Source organism: Sporosarcina sp. NPDC096371, from assembly GCF_044762865.1.
GTDB lineage: Bacteria > Bacillota > Bacilli > Bacillales_A > Planococcaceae > Sporosarcina.
In genome coordinates this window covers 101,088-118,051 of sequence record NZ_JBIWFE010000007.1, presented here as the reverse complement: position 1 = coordinate 118,051, position 16,964 = coordinate 101,088, and the positions used below count along the sequence as shown (strand labels likewise).

The following is a 16,964-nucleotide window of genomic DNA, read 5'->3' as shown; positions in this document are numbered from 1 at the left end:
ACTTATGCTACAGTTAATTGGAGAACTTGTCGAAATATTAAAATACGAGGGTGAAACATATGAACATATTAGCAGTGGATATTGGCGGAACATCTATTAAGATGTGCTTGGTAGATAGTAAGGGACAATCTTCCGTATTTAAAGAGATTGATTCTGAAGCGATGCAAGGTGGGCAACATTTAGTCGACAATCTCTTGAAGTCCATCGAGGCGACGTATTCGGGATTTGAAGCTATTGGCATTAGTACTGCTAGTCAAGTAAATGGTGAAGAAGGAACAATCATTTATGCCAATGAAAATTTCCCCGGTTATACTGGGATGAATGTCAAAGCTATATTCGAGGACAAATTCGGGGTACCCGTGAAAGTTGAAAATGATGTCAATGCGGCAGCTCTAGGGGAAAAGTACTTTGGCGCCGGTCGAAACTTTAAGGATTTTTTATGCCTAACATACGGAACGGGTATAGGCGGAGCAATTGTCATCGATTCAACCGTTTATAAAGGGATGAATAGCTGTGCAGGTGAATTCGGGCATATCATGCTACATCCTGGCGGTGAAAAATGTAATTGTGGATGCGTCGGTTGTTACGAGATGTATGGCTCTACGACTGCCTTGGTAAGAAAAGCATTGGAACTGGATAGTAAGTATGACAATGGACGTAAAATTTTTGAAGGCCTGGACCAAGGGGATACGAGGCTAGAAAAAGTATTGAATGATTGGGTACTTGAAGTGGCGTATGGTCTCGTTTCACTCGTTCATATCTTTAATCCACCTGCTATTATTATAGGTGGTGGCGTAATGGAGCAACAAAAACTAGTCGCTTCCGTTGCTGCAAAAGTACAAGAATTAACGATTAGTAGTTTTTCTGATGTCCAAATCATTAAAGCAACTTTAGGGAATAAAGCAGGATTGCTTGGGGCGGCTTCGTTACATTTGTCTAAATAATATCCCTACGCCTTCAAGGAGGAAGAAAATTATGAGTAACAGTTCAGGTTTAATGGGTCGCATCTATGTTATTAGTGAATGGATTGTGAGATTTTCTTTCACTAATTTACTTTGGATACTTTTTAATTTACCAATCGCTTTTTTATTTTTAAATTTATTATTAGTCGATCAAATAGAAGCCGTAATCTCATTGTTACTTCCTTTGCTCTTTTTGATGCCCATCTTATTCTTTCCTGCCACCACGGCCATGTTTGCAGTGGTACGGGGTTGGATTATGCAAACTGAGGATAGTAAGTCCTACTGGCATTACTACAAAGAAAATTATAAGAGAAGTGTCGTCAATGGGCTAATTTTAACAAGCATATGGCTTATTTGGGCGGTAGACCTCTATTATTTCTTCGATAAGAACAAGATAATGGGCGCTGTTTTCATCGTTTTGGGCATTTTGTTATTCGTCTTCACTATTAATCTTTTTTCGGTTACAGTCCATTATCATATGAAGTGGCTACCTGCATTCAAAAACACTTTCTTGCTAACCATAGGCAGCCCTATGTTATTTATTTCGGTAGCCATTAGTAGTGGAATTATTCTATTTGTTAGCTTTACTGTCGTTAAATTTTTACTACCTTTGTTAGCAGGTTCACTGATTGCCTTTTTATCATTTTCTGCTTTTCATCGAAGCTACTTGAATCTTGTAAAATCATAATACACACCAGCGTCTATAACTACTATTGGAAGTAGCTATAGACGCTGGTACCTTCAAATCGCCTTTCCCCCTCCCCTACCTCCCCCAATAGATATTGACATACTAACAATCAAACGGTATTCTAAACTACATTAATCGTTACAAAGGATGAGCAACTTATGAAGTATGATGTATTATTATTTGATTTGGACGACACGTTATTTGATTTTGCCGTATCAGAAAAGCACGCCCTTACTACTACTTTTCAAGCGTTTGGTTTACCAGATGGATTTAATCAATACATAACGAGTTATAAAGCTATCAGTCACGTATTATGGACTAATTTGGAACAAGGGGACATCACGTTAGCAGAGCTTAAAACTGAGAGATTCAAGCGATTATTCCTACAACATGAGCTTGATGTTAACGCTGAACTTTTTGGTAAAACCTATCTTGAGAATCTAGGGAAAGAAGTCCATCTAATCGATGGGGTAAAAGACATGATGCAAGGTCTTTCCGGTTATAGGTTAGCGTTGCTGACGAATGGGTTTAAAGATGTACAGCACACGCGCATGAACAATTCCATTTTCTCCGATTCGTTCGAGGTAATTATTACGTCTGAGGAAGCAGCTAGCCAAAAGCCACATGCTGACATTTATATATATGCTTTCGAACGACTTCAAATCTCAGAGAAATCCCGGATCCTAATGATTGGTGATTCCCTCACTTCAGATATCCAAGGCGGGAATAACTTTGGAATCGATACGTGTTGGTTTAATCCGCAAATGAAAGAAAACTCAACAACGATTCACCCCACCTATGAAATCCATACTTGGACCGACTTCATGTCAGAAGTCTTAAAATGATTGCCCTTATGTATGATAAAAACACCTACACAGTGCTGTGTAGGTGTTTTTTCACAAGTAACCCTCTACATTTCTTTAAAATACTTCTTGAACCCTAAAGCCTTTGTTCTGTTTAACATCCTCTAATAGACGCCCATACATCGCCCTTGAGTTTGCGTGTTTTGTCCTCACTGTAAACATTTCTGAGCTCCCTACAATTATGAGTAGTTCGCGAGCCCTTGACAGCGCCACATTTAGCCGCCTATAATCTCTTGCAAAACCAATGTCGCCGCCCTTTTCTCCGTGATTCCGCACAAAACTCAAAATAATAATATCCATTTCCATCCCTTGAAACTTGTCCACGGACCCCGTCCGACAATGCAAATGCTTTGGCATCAATTCCTGTTGAATCATACGGTCAACACGCTTTACCTGTTCGCCGTAAAAACTAATGACCCCGACACTTTTTTTGTCTTCTTGCTTCATCTTGCCTTCGCTCTTCGCTTTGACAGTTGCTCCTTCCAAATCCTTCAAAATATTGTTAATCACTGTTAATTCGGCTTGGTTAAAGCGACTCGTTCCACCTTTAACTTTTTCCTCGAAGTACTGCGGCTTATTCGGCATATCAAACCAGAGAAGGTGATCTTTTCGGCTAATATACTGCGAATCCATTAAGTGATCGCGCATAGTATCCGAATCCGTCAACCCACATTGCAGACTGTAATCCCCTTCTTCATAAAAAGGCGTTATCGTTTTCATAATGCTTTCATGCATACGATACTGGATGCCGAGCATTGTTTTATTCTGCTTAGGCAAAGTCCTGAATAGACGTTCAAATAACGACTCATTCAATAGTTTTTCAAATTCTTTCTTATCTTCTTGAATATCAATTTCCTCAAGAAATTCTTCCAATGTTTCCTGACCAACTAACGGAGGTAACTGATGATGGTCCCCCACTAAAATAATCTTTTTCCCTTTCAACATCGGGAGTAGCAATTCGGGTGGTGTTGCTTTCGAAACCTCATCGATAATCACAACATCAAACGTCGGATATTCTTCCACAAAATCACGCCTTGCCGATGCCACGCAAGTTGTGCCGATAACATTCGCATGCTTGACATACAATTTCCGAATCTCATCCAAATCATAATCATTTGCATCTGTCAGAAGGGTCAACCACTGTTGTTGTATCTTTTGTGTAACTGGCAATCGTCGCTGTTCCATTTTTAGCTCTTGTTGATGTTGCAACAGTGATTCGATAGTTACAAATACTTGTTGTTGCTCGACTTCGGGATTCCCCTGCAGGATTACTGCCAGTGCCATCAGTTGGTTTTGTGCTTCAGCTAATTTCTTGCTTAGTTCTTCTTTTTCCTGGATGAATGTCTGTAATTGGACGGCATTCTTCTCCATTTGCTCAGCAGTTCGTTGATCCTCAGCGTTCAGCTGCTTCAACTTAACCGTATCTTTCTCAAGAGAATCCTTTGTATGTTGGTAAGCAGCGTACACTTTTTCTTTGTCTGCCAATTCCCCTATCAACTCACCAAGGGGAACTTTTTCATCGATAGCACCAAGCTGTTCCAACAGTTTCGAGCTTTTTTTCCGAAGATCACTCAGCGTAATTTGTAAACTCTCTACATCGTGCCGCATGCCATTTTTTTGTCGTTCCAATTCCAACATAGCCTGTTGCACATGCTTGGTAGTCTCCACTTTAATAGTCGTAAACAATGTTTTCGTTTGTTCAATGAGCTGATGATGTTTATCAAAGCTGGCTGCTTGTGCCTTGGCGTAGTGTCTTCTTTCACGCAACATATCCAATGCAATCGCAATTGTTTCAAGGTTGTCATATTTTTCTGCTGAATAGCTTCTCGACTCAAGACTTTGCTTCGTGGACGGCTCGACTAGAAATCTTCCAATACGATCAATGAGTTCATGAATAGACGTCACGGTGGTATATTTTTGGCTACCAGCTCTTTTCATGGACTTTTGAAGAAACCCATACTGTACAAGTAAACGTTCTATTTTTTCAATAGCTGTTGACAGCCTATTAATCAGTTCCATCCACTCATTATAGCTGGCGGTCGATGTACTCAATTTCAACTCAGCAATTAGCCGCTGTAAGTCACTGATTTTCCGATTTGTATCCGATGTTACAACAATTCCAACCTCACGGATGCGTTGTTGGAAATGCTCTAGTTTCATTATCGTATCCATTTGCTGTACAAATCCTTGCCAGTCATTGAACTGACTTGTCTTCACTTCAAGATCTTTCTGAATTGCTGCTAGTGAATGTATCGTTTCCCCAATTTGTTGTAATATTTGGCGATAAGTGATGTCACCGCGAAGCTTCTCAAGTTGCTGTTCCACGACTTCCATTTGCGCAACGGTTTGCGGACTGATACTTTGTAATCGAAAAAGCTCCTCAATCCCCCGAATTTCAGTCGTTACGGTATCAGCGGATGCTTGTAATGCGGCTTGTTTCTGTAATAAGTCCTCATGCAGTGTTGTGACATTTTCTATACTCTCCATCTGCTGATCCACTTGTTTGGATAATGTAAGATGTTCTTCTTGGGCAACTTTTTTTAACTTGATTTTTTCGGCTAATGTATCTAGTTCAAGTTGAAGTTTTTGTGATTCGTCTTCACAATCTTGTAACGCAGCTTCAAGTTGCGTAGCCCTTTCGCTGTGTGACCTCAGCTGTTCTTTGACCGCAGCTAGGGTTTGGTTTTTCCAGTTGAGTGCCACATTTTCTTCGATAAACTTTTTTCCTTCTTCTTCAATGCTTTCCGTTCGTCCGTACCGTAAAATGCGGATGTCTTGATGGGATAGCAATCGACCAAGCGCATTATCCACAGCCAGATTAGCTTGGGATGCGACGAGTGTGCGTAGTCCCGCCTTCACATTTTGGTGACAAATTTCAGAAATCACCGTTGTCTTCCCAGTTCCCGGTGGCCCTTGGATTACATACAAATCATGGGATGTCATTGCCCCCGTGACAGCTTCTTTTTGAAATTTGTTTAACTCATTATGGAAAACGAGTTGTTGCTGTTGTTTTGAAATACGTACAGTTGGCCGTTCTTCAAATAGAACTTTTTCTAAATTTGCGTTTGCCGCCAGACCGTCCTGCAAATCTTTAAAACCTTTTCGCAGTCGCCTAACTTGGCTTAATTCCAAAAAGTTACTGAACGTAACTTCCTTAAATGATTTCGGATGCCACTTATTCTGTCTAGCCATCTCTCTGTATTGGCGACTGAGTTCGATCTCGACCATATTTTTAGACCGATTCACGTTTAGAACATTCCCTATATCCTGTGAAGTCCCCGTCATCCTGGCACTGAAGCCTTTGATTGCCTGCCAATCTGGCCCCTTTAAGTCACTGCACACAAGACGTAACTTACTAAAATCCTCACTGAAGCTGGCGCGCGAAAAAGCCGACGTCACATCCGCGACATCTGCATTGCGTTCTTGTATACGTAAATAACCTTCCCAACTGGAAATTCTTTTCTTCACATATTCAGATCGTTCTTCCGCAATCGGCAACTCCCGAAGACTCGTGTACAATTCAACCGGCATTGTAGCGCCAGTATTACGCCCCAGCTGAAACTTCAATCGCGTAGGCAGCCGGCGATTGGTGCGAACGACTTCTTTGCGACCTCTCACATGAAAACCCGTTGCCAAAAAACCATCATGCTGATACACACATTCCATCACTGCGACCTTGCCCTTGAGCCGTTTCGCTAAAACATCATTCGAATCATTATCAAAGAAAAATGAAAATGACATATTGCCTTGTTTATTATTGGGACGTTTTTCAATATGTATGTCAAAGGCTACCTGCAACGCAAAAAAGGCATGTTCTCCATTTACAAATTGAGCCATTCCTTTACGTGCGTTATCTGTCAGACCTAGTCCACATCGCATCACTTTCTGTTTAGTTGATTGTTGAGTCACCCGAATGCCTTCTTTCCACAAACTGATAAAAGTCAGTATCCCATTAGAGATAACTGACCATGATTTTTTATCTACTCCGTATATACAAGCTCATGTTCTTATTATAGTCGATTTCTGATGGAATGTCCCGTGATTTTGGACCGCCGCCATGATATGATTAAAAATAGACTTTGAATAAACAATGAGGTGTAAAAATTATGGATAAAAAACAGCAGCAGCTAATCGAATACTACTATAACAAGTTCACCGAACGAAATTTTGACGAAAAAGATTTGTATAGTTTCTTAATGCTTGTAAAAGAAGATAGTCGTGATAATACCGTAATAACAGAACTTTGTAATTTTGTTATACATAGAGAAAAATGTACTGGTTATGTCAAGGACTATCTCGAGGAATGCAAGTATATTATTACTAATTTGGAAAAAGTAAAAGGTAAGAAGAAAATCGAAGATATATTCTCTTTTAAGGAAATAAGAAACGGCTTTAACGCTTTATTTAGTAGCTATGGCTTCGAAAAGTTGTCGAATGAAATCATTAATGATTTCATTTTATGCACCATTTCTTTATTACAAAGCGTTGCCTTGGTGTCAGGTTCGTTGAATAAAGAAGTAGGCCATCTCAGTTTTGCAGCTTCCAGCAAAGAAGTATTTTTAATGGGTAATATGAAAACACTAAGTAAAGGTCGCTATATCCCTGTTACGTTTCCTGTGTTATCGGTGAAAAATATTTACGAAAAAGTAACACCGCAAGATAGTTACGATACACCTTATCTTTTTAATGACGAAATCATCGATGTGGTCAACCTAAACGGCACATTGGTCATAACATTTCCCGAAATAAAGTAAACAAAAAACCAGCCACTGATACACTTTGGCTGGTTTTCTTTTTTATGCTATATTCGTAGAATTTTTTATTAGCAAAGTACTTGAAAGTAATTCCTGCTCTTTAAAAAAGCTGATAGCCTTATGATTGAACTCCTTATACTTTTCGATGTTACAAACATGGCCACATGCTTCAATAATATGCAACTTGGCAGCTTTGTCTTTCACAGTATTTTCCTTGACAGGGCCTAAAAACATATAATCCTGATCACCCATAATATACAGTTTAGGAATAACATTTTTTTCAGTATCTATCTGCGGATAAATCTTGCACACTTTCGCAGCAAATCTATACCACTTAATGAACCCCTTTTGTCGCAGCTTTTTTGCCTCTTGAATAAAGACGTCTCTCGACTTCTTATGATGAGCTTTCGGCATCAAAATTAGCGCAAATGTTTTATAGAGCCACATATATGGAACAATACTTTTCAGGAGATTCCCCGTTCTCAGTATCACTTTCGCCATACTTGTCAAACGAATGATTGCCCCGCCTAGAATCATGCTTTTAATTCTATTAGGCGCGTAAATATGTAGCGCATGTAAAACGACAGAGCCTAGACTAATCCCCGCAAAATGAGCTTTTTCGATGGATAAATAATCCAATACTTGCACGACATCCCTACTCAAAACTTCCGGCGTGTACGTCAATGTGTCGGGATCATAATCCACAGATCCACCATGATCTCTTAAATCTATAAAAAGAAGATTGAAATGCTTTTTAAACTCTTTTATTTGCTTGTACCATATATTAGAATTTCCGCCCAATCCGTGAAGAAATACGACCCAATCATGCTCTGAACTTAAAATATGCGTTTCATGATGCAGCAATTGAAATATCCTCTTTTCTCTTGATAACAGCCATTATCGAACCATGTCGATTACCACAAAAATTTTACTCTATTATCAATAGAATAGTATTAATTATATAATTTTTCGTGCCACTGGTCAACTCTCGTTTCAATTCCGGACATCGTTCAAGTCTAATCTCATTCACGATAATCGCACTTGAAGTCGCAATCCCCCACCAATGGCAATGGCGCAAGTAAATTGAAAAATACTCCCTTTGAAATAGTAAAAGATGGTCCTTCTCATCCCATCGTCATAAGAAAATGCATTATTCCAAACACATTATCCAGTTGTAGTGAAAAGAACCAAGCGCCGAAATCATTCAGCACTTGGTTCTTTTCACTACTTTCTGTTGTTCTTTTCGTTTCTGGCGATTTTATCCGCTCTTTTAAACTCCCCTTGATAAAGTACTTCTTGTGCGGAAGACAAACCATTATGTTTATCGGTCAATGTTTCGTGCGGGGCTTTTTTCTTACTCATTTACAAATTCCTCCTTTCATTTTTTTCTTGTATAAGGGTATTTTCGATTTCTCCATTTATCATGGAATCATGTTGTAACACTTAAGATTATTTTGTGTTTTTCTTTTTAGCGGCTTGTTCCAGCTTACTTTTCGGTGCTTCCGCGAAATCCGTATCCGCGTAACCTTGTGGCGTCACACTCATCACTTTCTTACCTTTATTGCTATTGTTATTTTTCGACATCCCTTTCACCTCCATTTAGACAACACATCAATTTTTCAATTCACGTTGTAGTATGTCCAGATAGAGTAAATACAATCTGGTATTTTCCCACAAAATTTAAATCATCATTTTAATCCTGTAATTTCATCTTGTGTCAATAGACGCCATTGACCAACAGCTAGCGCTCCGAGCGCTAGTTCCTTAATTCTCACCCGCTGCAATCGAGTAACCGTAAATTGAAAACGTCTGCACATTCTTCTAATTTGCCGATTTAATCCTTGTGATAACGTAATTTTAAAACAATAATCGTCAATTTGAACCACACGACAAGGCTTTGTCCGCACATTTCCTTTTTTTCTTGGATTATAAATGTCTACACCTCTTGCCATATCCTCTATAAATGCCGCCGTTATTTTTTGATCGACAGTCACGATATAATCCTTTTCATGCTCATTTTCTTCCTTCAAAAGCTCATTCACAATACTGCCATCATTCGTTAAGAGGATTAATCCTTCAGATTGTTTATCCAGTCGCCCTACGGGGAAAATTCGCTCAGGATAATTGACAAAATCAATAATATTCCTCTCAATTCCCTTCGCCGCTGTGCACGTCACACCAGGCGGTTTATTGAGCATGATGTATATATCATTTTCCTTCGCTTCAATCAGCTGGCCGTCAACTTCCACTCGGTCTCCTTCATTCATCACATGACCAAGCGAAATCAGCTCACCATTCACCGTCACTTTCCCTTCTTTGATTAATACATCGACTTTTCGCCTAGAACAAAATCCTGAAGAACTAATAAATTGATTTAACCGCATACTGTTCCCTCCATTACATCCTACATACCTGATAACATCCTCAAAGCAATAATAAAACCACTATACCTTAAAACTAAGGCATAGCGGTCTTTACAAACTATATTTTTTCTATTGGCAGAATCCATTTCCGCTTTCCCCAAATGTATTTATGAAAAATTATCTATCCAACGTATGATATTCCTCGCACCCAAAAACAACAAACGAAAAGGAAGGAATAATAACTCTGGTATCCAAAATACAATATCTACGAAAAAATCACCAATTGAATAAGGTTCATGATTATTCTTTCTTTTCTTTCTCCGCCGTAACGTTAACAAATGATAATCCCCTTTTAATTTAATTTATATATAAAAGCGAGTAAAAAAGGCTATTTTAGAATATTCATAAATAATATATAATTACTATGCTACTATTAGAGTAGCATCGTCTCGCCATGTTGGCAATCCGGGTTTCACTGTGACTAAAAGTCTCATCTATTTCACAAATAGCAAGACAAAGAAACTAACTTCGCTAAAATTTATAGAAAATCCCCTCAAATAGTATATGAAGTCGGTGTCTCCGTTCATCATTTTAGGGAAATGCAAGGAGCTGATCGTTATGATTCAAGGTAAAATAATTAAATTTCACCGAGAACTACAAGGTTTGAAGCAAACTGATTTAGGAAAAGACATTTGTTCGAAAACGCATATTAGTAAGATTGAACGAGGTCTTACAGAGGTATCCAAGGATACAATAGAGGTATTAGCAAAAAAATTAGGCATAGACATGCAGGCAGAGATTGAAACATACTTGAGGTTGGATTTACTATTAAAAGAATGGCATGAATCTATTATCTCAAAACTACACACAAAAGCAAAAAGTTTAAAAAAACAATTGGAGGACATTGTTTTCCTACAAATACCCGATTTCTATCGTTCCAACACGCTAATTCTCGCTCGGTATTATTTATTGATAGGGGAAGGTACATATGCCGAGTCACTTATTAAAGAAATAGACTCTTGGGAAAATATGACACCTTATGATACTAACATGCTATTACACATTAAAGGTGAATTTTTCCTAATTTATCAAAAAGACTATCATAAAGCGATATCATATTTAAAAAATATTAATCCCACATATTACAATAACCCTGAGTATTTTTACCATTTAGCGGCTGCTCATCATAATATCGACTCTCGTGTATTAGCTTATTATTACGCCAATAAGGCACTTGATTTTTTCACCAAAACACACAACTTTACTCGAATAATTGAAACTGAAATGCTGATGCTGATTCAAATTGAGCAAGACGAAAATTTTGACAACACAAAATCTGGGTACCCTAGATTAATTGAAATGGCTGACAGTCTAGGATTCGACGATCAAAAGGCCAGACTACTTCACAATTTTGCCTATCAGCAATGTCGCAATGGATGCTATGATAAGGCTTTTGAAAACTATAGCCAGGTCTTAAAAATACTGGAGCCAACCAATTCACAATATTTATTATCACTGGAAGGGTATTTAAATACCTCCACTAAGCTTGGGTTACTATCCCAAACAGAGTTATTGCTTATAGCAAAAGAGGGTTACTCCTTGGCTAAGAAACTAAAAGATACGATGTGTCAACACTATTTTCAGTTGCATATATTTAAAATTCAAAATCATATGGAAAAATACTACCACTTCCTAGCGACAAAGATTTACCCAAGCTTTAAGATGATGGGGAACGGCCTTGCCACTGAGACATATGAATTTAAATTATTGGATTATTATATGGAAAAAGGAGAAGTGGAACTAGCTAATAAATTTGCATTATCAATTGTAGAAAAGTATCGAAAAAATAATGAACTGGTATAATCAAATATCCCAACTAGGAGGTAAGACCATAATTGAATTGAAATGGAATGGTGAAGTCGCTGTAGACGCGGATCAAGCCCTGTTTTCTTTTACAGTTAAAAATGAAAGCAACCAGTCAATCACTTTAGAATTTCCAACGAGTCAATCCTATGACTATTCGGTGTATAATGCTGCGGGGAGACAAGTGTATCGTTTTGGTGAAGGCAAAATGTTTTTACAGGCACTTCAAAGTACGACGTTAAATAGTAGGGAACAATTCCAATTGAAAAGTACATGGAATTACAATTCGAATGAGGCCGGGAAAGTGCACGCGGGAGTATATTCAGTGATAGCTATTTTAACTATCAGGAAAATAAATGGCGAACTTGTGCATTCAAAACCAAGTACCCTATTTACATTCTATCTTCCTCCGATAAAAACGCCTTTCGAATAATGAAAGAAGCGCTTGATTACTGGGAGTTTCCCAATATAAAAACAGATTGAACAACCCATTTCGGTTGTCCAATCTGTTTTCTTACTTTATGTTTGATATTATTGCCATTTCTGAATCAATACATCTGTATCAGCCTTGAGGGCGTTATATGCCTTCTCGGAAATCAATTTATTTTCTAGCTGATGATCTAGTAACACCTTAAAGCTCTTCATGTGTTTGACTACTTTCTCAGCTGCTTCTTGCTTCTCGTAAAGAACTACTGCGCTCAAATGCGTTTTCAAAGCTCGGGCAGCGGTAGCATTCTTGAACTCCCCTTCTTTCTCAAAACGCTCAACAAGTGACTTTATACTAACCGCACTTATCGTACTAGTATCGGATTCCGCAACAGTCACATTTACTGCGACTTCTTTCCCGCCGTAAGAAATTGTAACTTTCGTTGAACCCTTTGCTTTAGCTGTAATTAAACCGTTTGTTACTGAAGCAACAGTTTCATCTTCAACTTCATATGCAGCCTTATCAGTTACATCTATTTCCGTCACTTCGCCGTCTACCGTTGTTACTTCTGTCACTTTAATTTGTTCTGTAGATCCCTGCATTACACGATAATCTTGTTTATCTACAGACAGCGATACGTCTGCATCCGATACCCCGAAAGCCTTGATGACTTCCTGATCAATGCGGTTGCCTTCATCATCCCATGCACTAGCTTTAAGTGAAACAAAGCTTCCACTTTTCTTTGGATTCTTGATGTCGGCTGTCCAACCTTCACCCTTCTGAACTAATTCCACTTTTTCCCACGAATCGCCTTCATTAAATGAAACTTCAAGAGAAGCACCGGCAATTTCCCCATTTCCAGATGCATAATCTATCTGTGACGCACTCAATCCTAGCTTGATGGTGTCACCTGCAACTGTGTTACCATTCATATCAGTATCTACTGAATAATCAAGTGAAACCATTGGAAGAAACGTATGAAATTCCTCTTGTCTTTGACTCCAAAATGTCCACTCTGTATGGGTGCTAGTTGATGTAGTCCACCGCTCTGCATCACGAGAAGCATCTGAAACCAACCTAAACTGAGTTCTTACATTTGAAACTCCATCAGCAAGAAGCACATCTCCTCTAGACTGGTCAATAAGCCTATCCCCTTGGAATAGTTTCAATGTTTGCTTTCCGCTTTCAGACAAATCCATCCCCGTGTGACCGTCTCCTGAATCCGCTAAGACTTGGACATTGAATTGCAAGTCATCAGCAAACCGTTCTGGTACCCAGAAGCCATCACCGAAGCGAGGACGTACAACCGGTGCAAACCATTTCTCATTTAAGCGTTGTCCTGGCTTATAAATCACCGCTGGTTGCCGCACTTGCCACTCGTTTGTCATATTAGCCTGATGGTACCAAATTGTGTCTTCTGAAGCTGACACCCACTCAGTGCGGACAGAAGGGAATGCCATTTCAATTGGGTAACCAACTCCATGATCACTATATGATGGAATATCCCAGCGATACTCATCGCCTGCTACAGGACGATCTGAAGTATATTGTGCATCTATTTTCACAAGCTCACTCTCGCTAGGAGAATAAGTCAAGTCCTCCGGAATAGCTCTTTTGTGGCTATCTACTAAATCATATACGTATGGCGTGTTTGGTGTACCCTCAACTTTTAAAAGTAATTCCCCAGAACGAGCAGCTTTAATAAGCGCTTCGCCATCTTTTCGACTCACTGAGGCTACTGCAATATCACTATCAGTTTTATAATCCTCTTTTCCAACCCATTCGAGAAGCTCTTTTGGACCATCATTCACCGTAATGACTAATTTTGCACCAGCTGCATGTGCTGCTGCAGCGCGTTTAGAGCCTGTAATTTTATCACTACGATCAACTAACACAACTTTACCTTTCACATCGAGGCCGTTATAATCTTGCGGAGCCCCTTTTCCTGCATAAACAGCAGTCAACTGATGTTTACCTTCTAATAATTTGCTTCCTAACTGAGATAAATAATCTAGCTCGTTCCCATCAAAGTTGATAGTCAAAAATGGCTTGGTTAGACGCCAACGTGTGTTCATTTCAAACACTCCACTTTCAACGACTAGGGTAGGTTCTGCGTACAATTTATCTACTGTTGGCGGAATTAAATATTTGCCGTTTGCAATATTTTCTTCACCAAAGCTGCGGTAATATTCCATTTTTCTAAAACTAGCCTCAGTCTTTTCTACAACGTTTGCCTCAATTTCCAGTGCCTTGCGAGCGTCCAGTTCAACTGTTTTTGAGCCATTAAGATTAATTTCAGGGTTACCAAGGAGTGCAACACCTGCGTGATCCGTGTCGACATCTACATCCATCAATGTCAATACGGAATAGATCCCCGGTGGAAGACGTAATTCCGTTGTCCCATTAACAGTTAGAAAATTAGGACTATTATTAGGCCCAATAATAGAAATAACAGCTTCGCTAGGCGAGCCATCACGATCTGTTGCATTAATGGTTAAAGAATGTCTCTCTTCTTCCTTGCCCATTACCATCGCCGTATGGGCAATCGTTTGGCTGTCCACTTCAGCAGAAAGGTGACCTTGGTATCTATTTCCTAGAGCAGCAAATTCCGGATCCAGCATAACTGTAACATCAGCACTTCCGTTAGCCGGTACTTCAACTTCTGTAGCTGTAAGTGTCAATAGGCCTTCAGGCGCCGCTGAGCCGCTACTATCTGTAAATGTTGCTGATAGATCCAGTGTAACAGACTCTTCACTTTCGTTGGTATACGTAACGGTCTTCTCAACCTTCTCATGATCATCATGTGGCCAATTGAAAAAACCAAAGTCCACGGAACCTGTTGCAAATACAGTAGCAGATGTTGCTGCCGCAATATCAACACGACCAGTCCCACCCTCAAAAGGTTTAATATGATCCAATTTCTTCGTTGTACTCATTAAAGCAGTTTTCAACTGTTCCCCTGTCCAGTTAGGGTTGCGTTGTAAAAGAATAGCTGCGGCTCCAGCTACATGCGGGGTTGCCATGGACGTACCATCCATACTTTGATAATAACCACTACCCCCTGTTGCTAATTGGGCGCGGGCTGCTACAATATCTGAACCAGGAGCTACCAGATCTGGTTTCAATCCTCCATTCATAAAACGTGGTCCCTTTGTCGAATACCAGGCAAGCTTATCAGACTTGTCCACTGCACCAACAGTCAGTGCCGCATCTGCAGCTCCCGGTGAACCAATGCCTTCCATTCCAGAGTTTCCTGCTGCGATAACAAACAATGCACCCGTCTCTTCACTTAGCCTATTCACAGCCTGAGACATTGGATCCGTACCATCGCTTGGTTGAGGGTCTCCTAAACTCATATTTACGATATCAGCATTCTCAGAAGCCCATTCCATCCCTTCAATTACCCAGGAATCCAGACCAAACCCGTCCTTAGAAAGTACCTTGCCTACAAGCAAGTTCGCTCCAGGAGCTACCCCTTTATTGAAACCATCTGATGCTGCTCCTGTACCAAGAACTGTGGAAGCTACATGCGTACCATGTCCATGATGATCAGTGGCTTCTTCCCCAGGAATGAAGCTTTTCACGACTTTTATCTGATCAGCCACATCTGGATGTTTTGCGTCTATACCCGTATCAAGCACTGCTACCTTCACACCCGTTCCATCGTAACCAGCAGACCATGCTTCTGGTGCCCCAATTTGTGGAACACTTTCTGCGAGGGTTGCTTCAACGCGACCATCCAACCAAACTTTCTCAATACCGCCTTTTAACTGGCTTTTCCCTGTTGGTGAAGAAACGGCTTGCAACCTAATATCATTCCAAAACTCTTTTACCTGTTCCTTATCCGCAGATACCGCCACACCACTAATACTTTCTAAAATATTTGTACGTTCTGATCCCGAAAGAGTAGCTGGCAAAGTGGATTCAAACTTTGCCTTTGTCGAAGCGTATTGCACTATCACCGGTAAGGTGGATTGGTTCACGTCATCATAACCATTAGCAATGAGAGCGGTGATATTAAATAAATCCTTGTCTAAAAGACCAGAAGCTAAATGAGACATTGCTTGATTTGGAATGACATACGTATCCTTACCTAACGTCATAATACGTACACCTTCATCAGTTCCATCAGCAGATTCGACACTAATGACACTCTTGCCACTTGCAAGGCCAGTCACAGTTACAACATCCCCCGTGATAAGCGTAATAACATGTTTCTCTGTACTATTCATAGGAATTTGGCCTATTAATTTTGTATCTACTACATTTACATCTATGGCTTTTTTATCATTAAGAGATGGCTCTTTGGCAAATGTTTGAGTTGCAGTAGAGGTAATCATTACCGTCGCCATCATTGTAGTAAAAAACTTAGTAAACATTCTATTTTTCATCGATAATTCTCCTATTCTATTTTAGTATGAATGTGAGTACATATTTATTGCCGACAAGAACTTACATAATTTGTTATGTAGGATTTTGTTGAATTACTCTATTAACAAATAGTAGTTTAATATTATCACCACCCTGTAATGAAGTTTGACCACTCATTAAAGTAGATTAGCCGTAGGAAACATAGTCGAATTAAATGCATACAGACGCACCAATGTTTCATAGCAGCTAATCGATGAACCTGGTTACCACTAAGTTGATTTCGAATATTCATAAGTAATACATAATTATTATGACAACTTCAGGTTACATTACGCACATCTTGTTGGCAATCGGGGTTTCGGAACGACTATAAGTCTATTAGATTCGACATAAAAACCTATAAAATAATCTATTTCGATAAAAAATGATGTATACTCCCCCTAAAATAACAACGTAGAGTTGGGGTCTTCGTTCTTAATCCAGAATAATTGTGTGCTATTTTTTAAAAATTCGAGAAAATAAACTTTATAATTTAAAGCAAAAGAATTAAATTTCACTAGGAACTACTAGCAAGAAGATATTTGTTCGAAAAAGTATGAAAGTGTGATTGAACGGGGTCCCATTGATGTTTTGTTGGATTCAATAGAGGTATAGGTCAACTGACATATAAACG

General features: G+C 39.3%; 12 protein-coding genes. 6 read left to right on the top strand and 6 right to left on the bottom strand.

Features of this window, described 5'->3' with window-relative positions:
* Window positions 1-59 precede the first annotated feature (59 nt).
* From ACIQ0H_RS17240 to ACIQ0H_RS17230, 3 genes are all read left to right on the top strand, one after another.
* Window positions 60-944, top strand: a complete 885-nt coding sequence (locus ACIQ0H_RS17240) for an ROK family protein (protein WP_403417388.1) — start codon at window positions 60-62, stop codon at window positions 942-944.
* A gap of 31 nt (window positions 945-975) precedes the next feature.
* Entirely contained in the window at window positions 976-1,650 is a 675-nt protein-coding gene (locus ACIQ0H_RS17235) for a YesL family protein (RefSeq protein ID WP_403417386.1), read from the top strand.
* Window positions 1,651-1,808: 158 nt separating this feature from the next.
* Entirely contained in the window at window positions 1,809-2,495 is a 687-nt protein-coding gene (locus ACIQ0H_RS17230; RefSeq protein WP_403417383.1) for a YjjG family noncanonical pyrimidine nucleotidase, read from the top strand.
* Between the two features lie 75 nt (window positions 2,496-2,570).
* On the opposite strand, the gene ACIQ0H_RS17225 is transcribed toward ACIQ0H_RS17230, so the two are convergent.
* The gene (locus tag ACIQ0H_RS17225; RefSeq protein ID WP_403417381.1) at window positions 2,571-6,422 is read right to left on the bottom strand and encodes a DEAD/DEAH box helicase; all 3,852 of its coding nucleotides are present in this window, start codon (window positions 6,420-6,422) and stop codon (window positions 2,571-2,573) included.
* A 197-nt stretch (window positions 6,423-6,619) separates the two neighbouring features.
* Here ACIQ0H_RS17225 and ACIQ0H_RS17220 point away from each other — a divergent pair, with 197 nt between their 5' ends.
* Entirely contained in the window at window positions 6,620-7,267 is a 648-nt protein-coding gene (locus tag ACIQ0H_RS17220) for a hypothetical protein (protein ID WP_403417378.1), read from the top strand.
* Between the two features lie 42 nt (window positions 7,268-7,309).
* Here ACIQ0H_RS17220 and ACIQ0H_RS17215 read toward each other — a convergent pair whose 3' ends face one another.
* The 4 genes from ACIQ0H_RS17215 to ACIQ0H_RS17200 form a co-directional block, all read right to left on the bottom strand.
* On the bottom strand, window positions 7,310-8,131 hold the full coding sequence (locus ACIQ0H_RS17215; RefSeq protein WP_403417376.1) for an alpha/beta fold hydrolase: 822 nt from the start codon (window positions 8,129-8,131) through the stop codon (window positions 7,310-7,312).
* 360 nt (window positions 8,132-8,491) lie between these two features.
* Window positions 8,492-8,629 (bottom strand): YfhE family protein, encoded by a 138-nt coding sequence (locus ACIQ0H_RS17210; protein WP_403417374.1) that lies wholly within the window; start codon window positions 8,627-8,629, stop codon window positions 8,492-8,494.
* Window positions 8,630-8,716: 87 nt separating this feature from the next.
* A complete protein-coding gene (gene sspL, locus ACIQ0H_RS17205) occupies window positions 8,717-8,851 on the bottom strand; it encodes a small, acid-soluble spore protein L (protein ID WP_403417372.1) in 135 nt (44 codons plus the stop codon).
* A gap of 104 nt (window positions 8,852-8,955) precedes the next feature.
* The gene (locus ACIQ0H_RS17200; protein ID WP_403417370.1) at window positions 8,956-9,651 is read right to left on the bottom strand and encodes a pseudouridine synthase; all 696 of its coding nucleotides are present in this window, start codon (window positions 9,649-9,651) and stop codon (window positions 8,956-8,958) included.
* 597 nt (window positions 9,652-10,248) lie between these two features.
* On the opposite strand from ACIQ0H_RS17200, the gene ACIQ0H_RS17195 reads away from it, so the two are divergent.
* Entirely contained in the window at window positions 10,249-11,493 is a 1,245-nt protein-coding gene (locus tag ACIQ0H_RS17195; RefSeq protein WP_403417367.1) for a helix-turn-helix domain-containing protein, read from the top strand.
* A gap of 37 nt (window positions 11,494-11,530) precedes the next feature.
* Window positions 11,531-11,926 carry a BsuPI-related putative proteinase inhibitor gene (locus tag ACIQ0H_RS17190; RefSeq protein WP_403417364.1) on the top strand — a complete coding sequence of 132 codons (396 nt, stop codon included), beginning with the start codon at window positions 11,531-11,533 and terminating at the stop codon, window positions 11,924-11,926.
* Window positions 11,927-12,024: 98 nt separating this feature from the next.
* Here the strand turns inward: ACIQ0H_RS17190 and ACIQ0H_RS17185 are convergent, their stop codons facing one another.
* Window positions 12,025-16,311, bottom strand: coding sequence for a S8 family serine peptidase (locus tag ACIQ0H_RS17185; RefSeq protein WP_403417362.1), 4,287 nt, complete (start codon window positions 16,309-16,311; stop codon window positions 12,025-12,027).
* Window positions 16,312-16,964 lie beyond the last annotated feature (653 nt).

What these genes read in the sequence shown, in the direction of transcription:
- ACIQ0H_RS17240 (WP_403417388.1), top strand. Translation starts at nt 60, where the DNA reads ATGAACATATTAGCAGTGGATATTGGCGGAACATCTATTAAGATGTGC.
- ACIQ0H_RS17235 (WP_403417386.1), top strand. Translation starts at nt 976, where the DNA reads ATGAGTAACAGTTCAGGTTTAATGGGTCGCATCTATGTTATTAGTGAA.
- ACIQ0H_RS17230 (WP_403417383.1), top strand. Translation starts at nt 1,809, where the DNA reads ATGAAGTATGATGTATTATTATTTGATTTGGACGACACGTTATTTGAT.
- ACIQ0H_RS17220 (WP_403417378.1), top strand. Translation starts at nt 6,620, where the DNA reads ATGGATAAAAAACAGCAGCAGCTAATCGAATACTACTATAACAAGTTC.
- ACIQ0H_RS17210 (WP_403417374.1), bottom strand. Translation starts at nt 8,629, where the DNA reads ATGAGTAAGAAAAAAGCCCCGCACGAAACATTGACCGATAAACATAAT.
- sspL (WP_403417372.1), bottom strand. Translation starts at nt 8,851, where the DNA reads ATGTCGAAAAATAACAATAGCAATAAAGGTAAGAAAGTGATGAGTGTG.
- ACIQ0H_RS17200 (WP_403417370.1), bottom strand. Translation starts at nt 9,651, where the DNA reads ATGCGGTTAAATCAATTTATTAGTTCTTCAGGATTTTGTTCTAGGCGA.
- ACIQ0H_RS17195 (WP_403417367.1), top strand. Translation starts at nt 10,249, where the DNA reads ATGATTCAAGGTAAAATAATTAAATTTCACCGAGAACTACAAGGTTTG.
- ACIQ0H_RS17185 (WP_403417362.1), bottom strand. Translation starts at nt 16,311, where the DNA reads ATGAAAAATAGAATGTTTACTAAGTTTTTTACTACAATGATGGCGACG.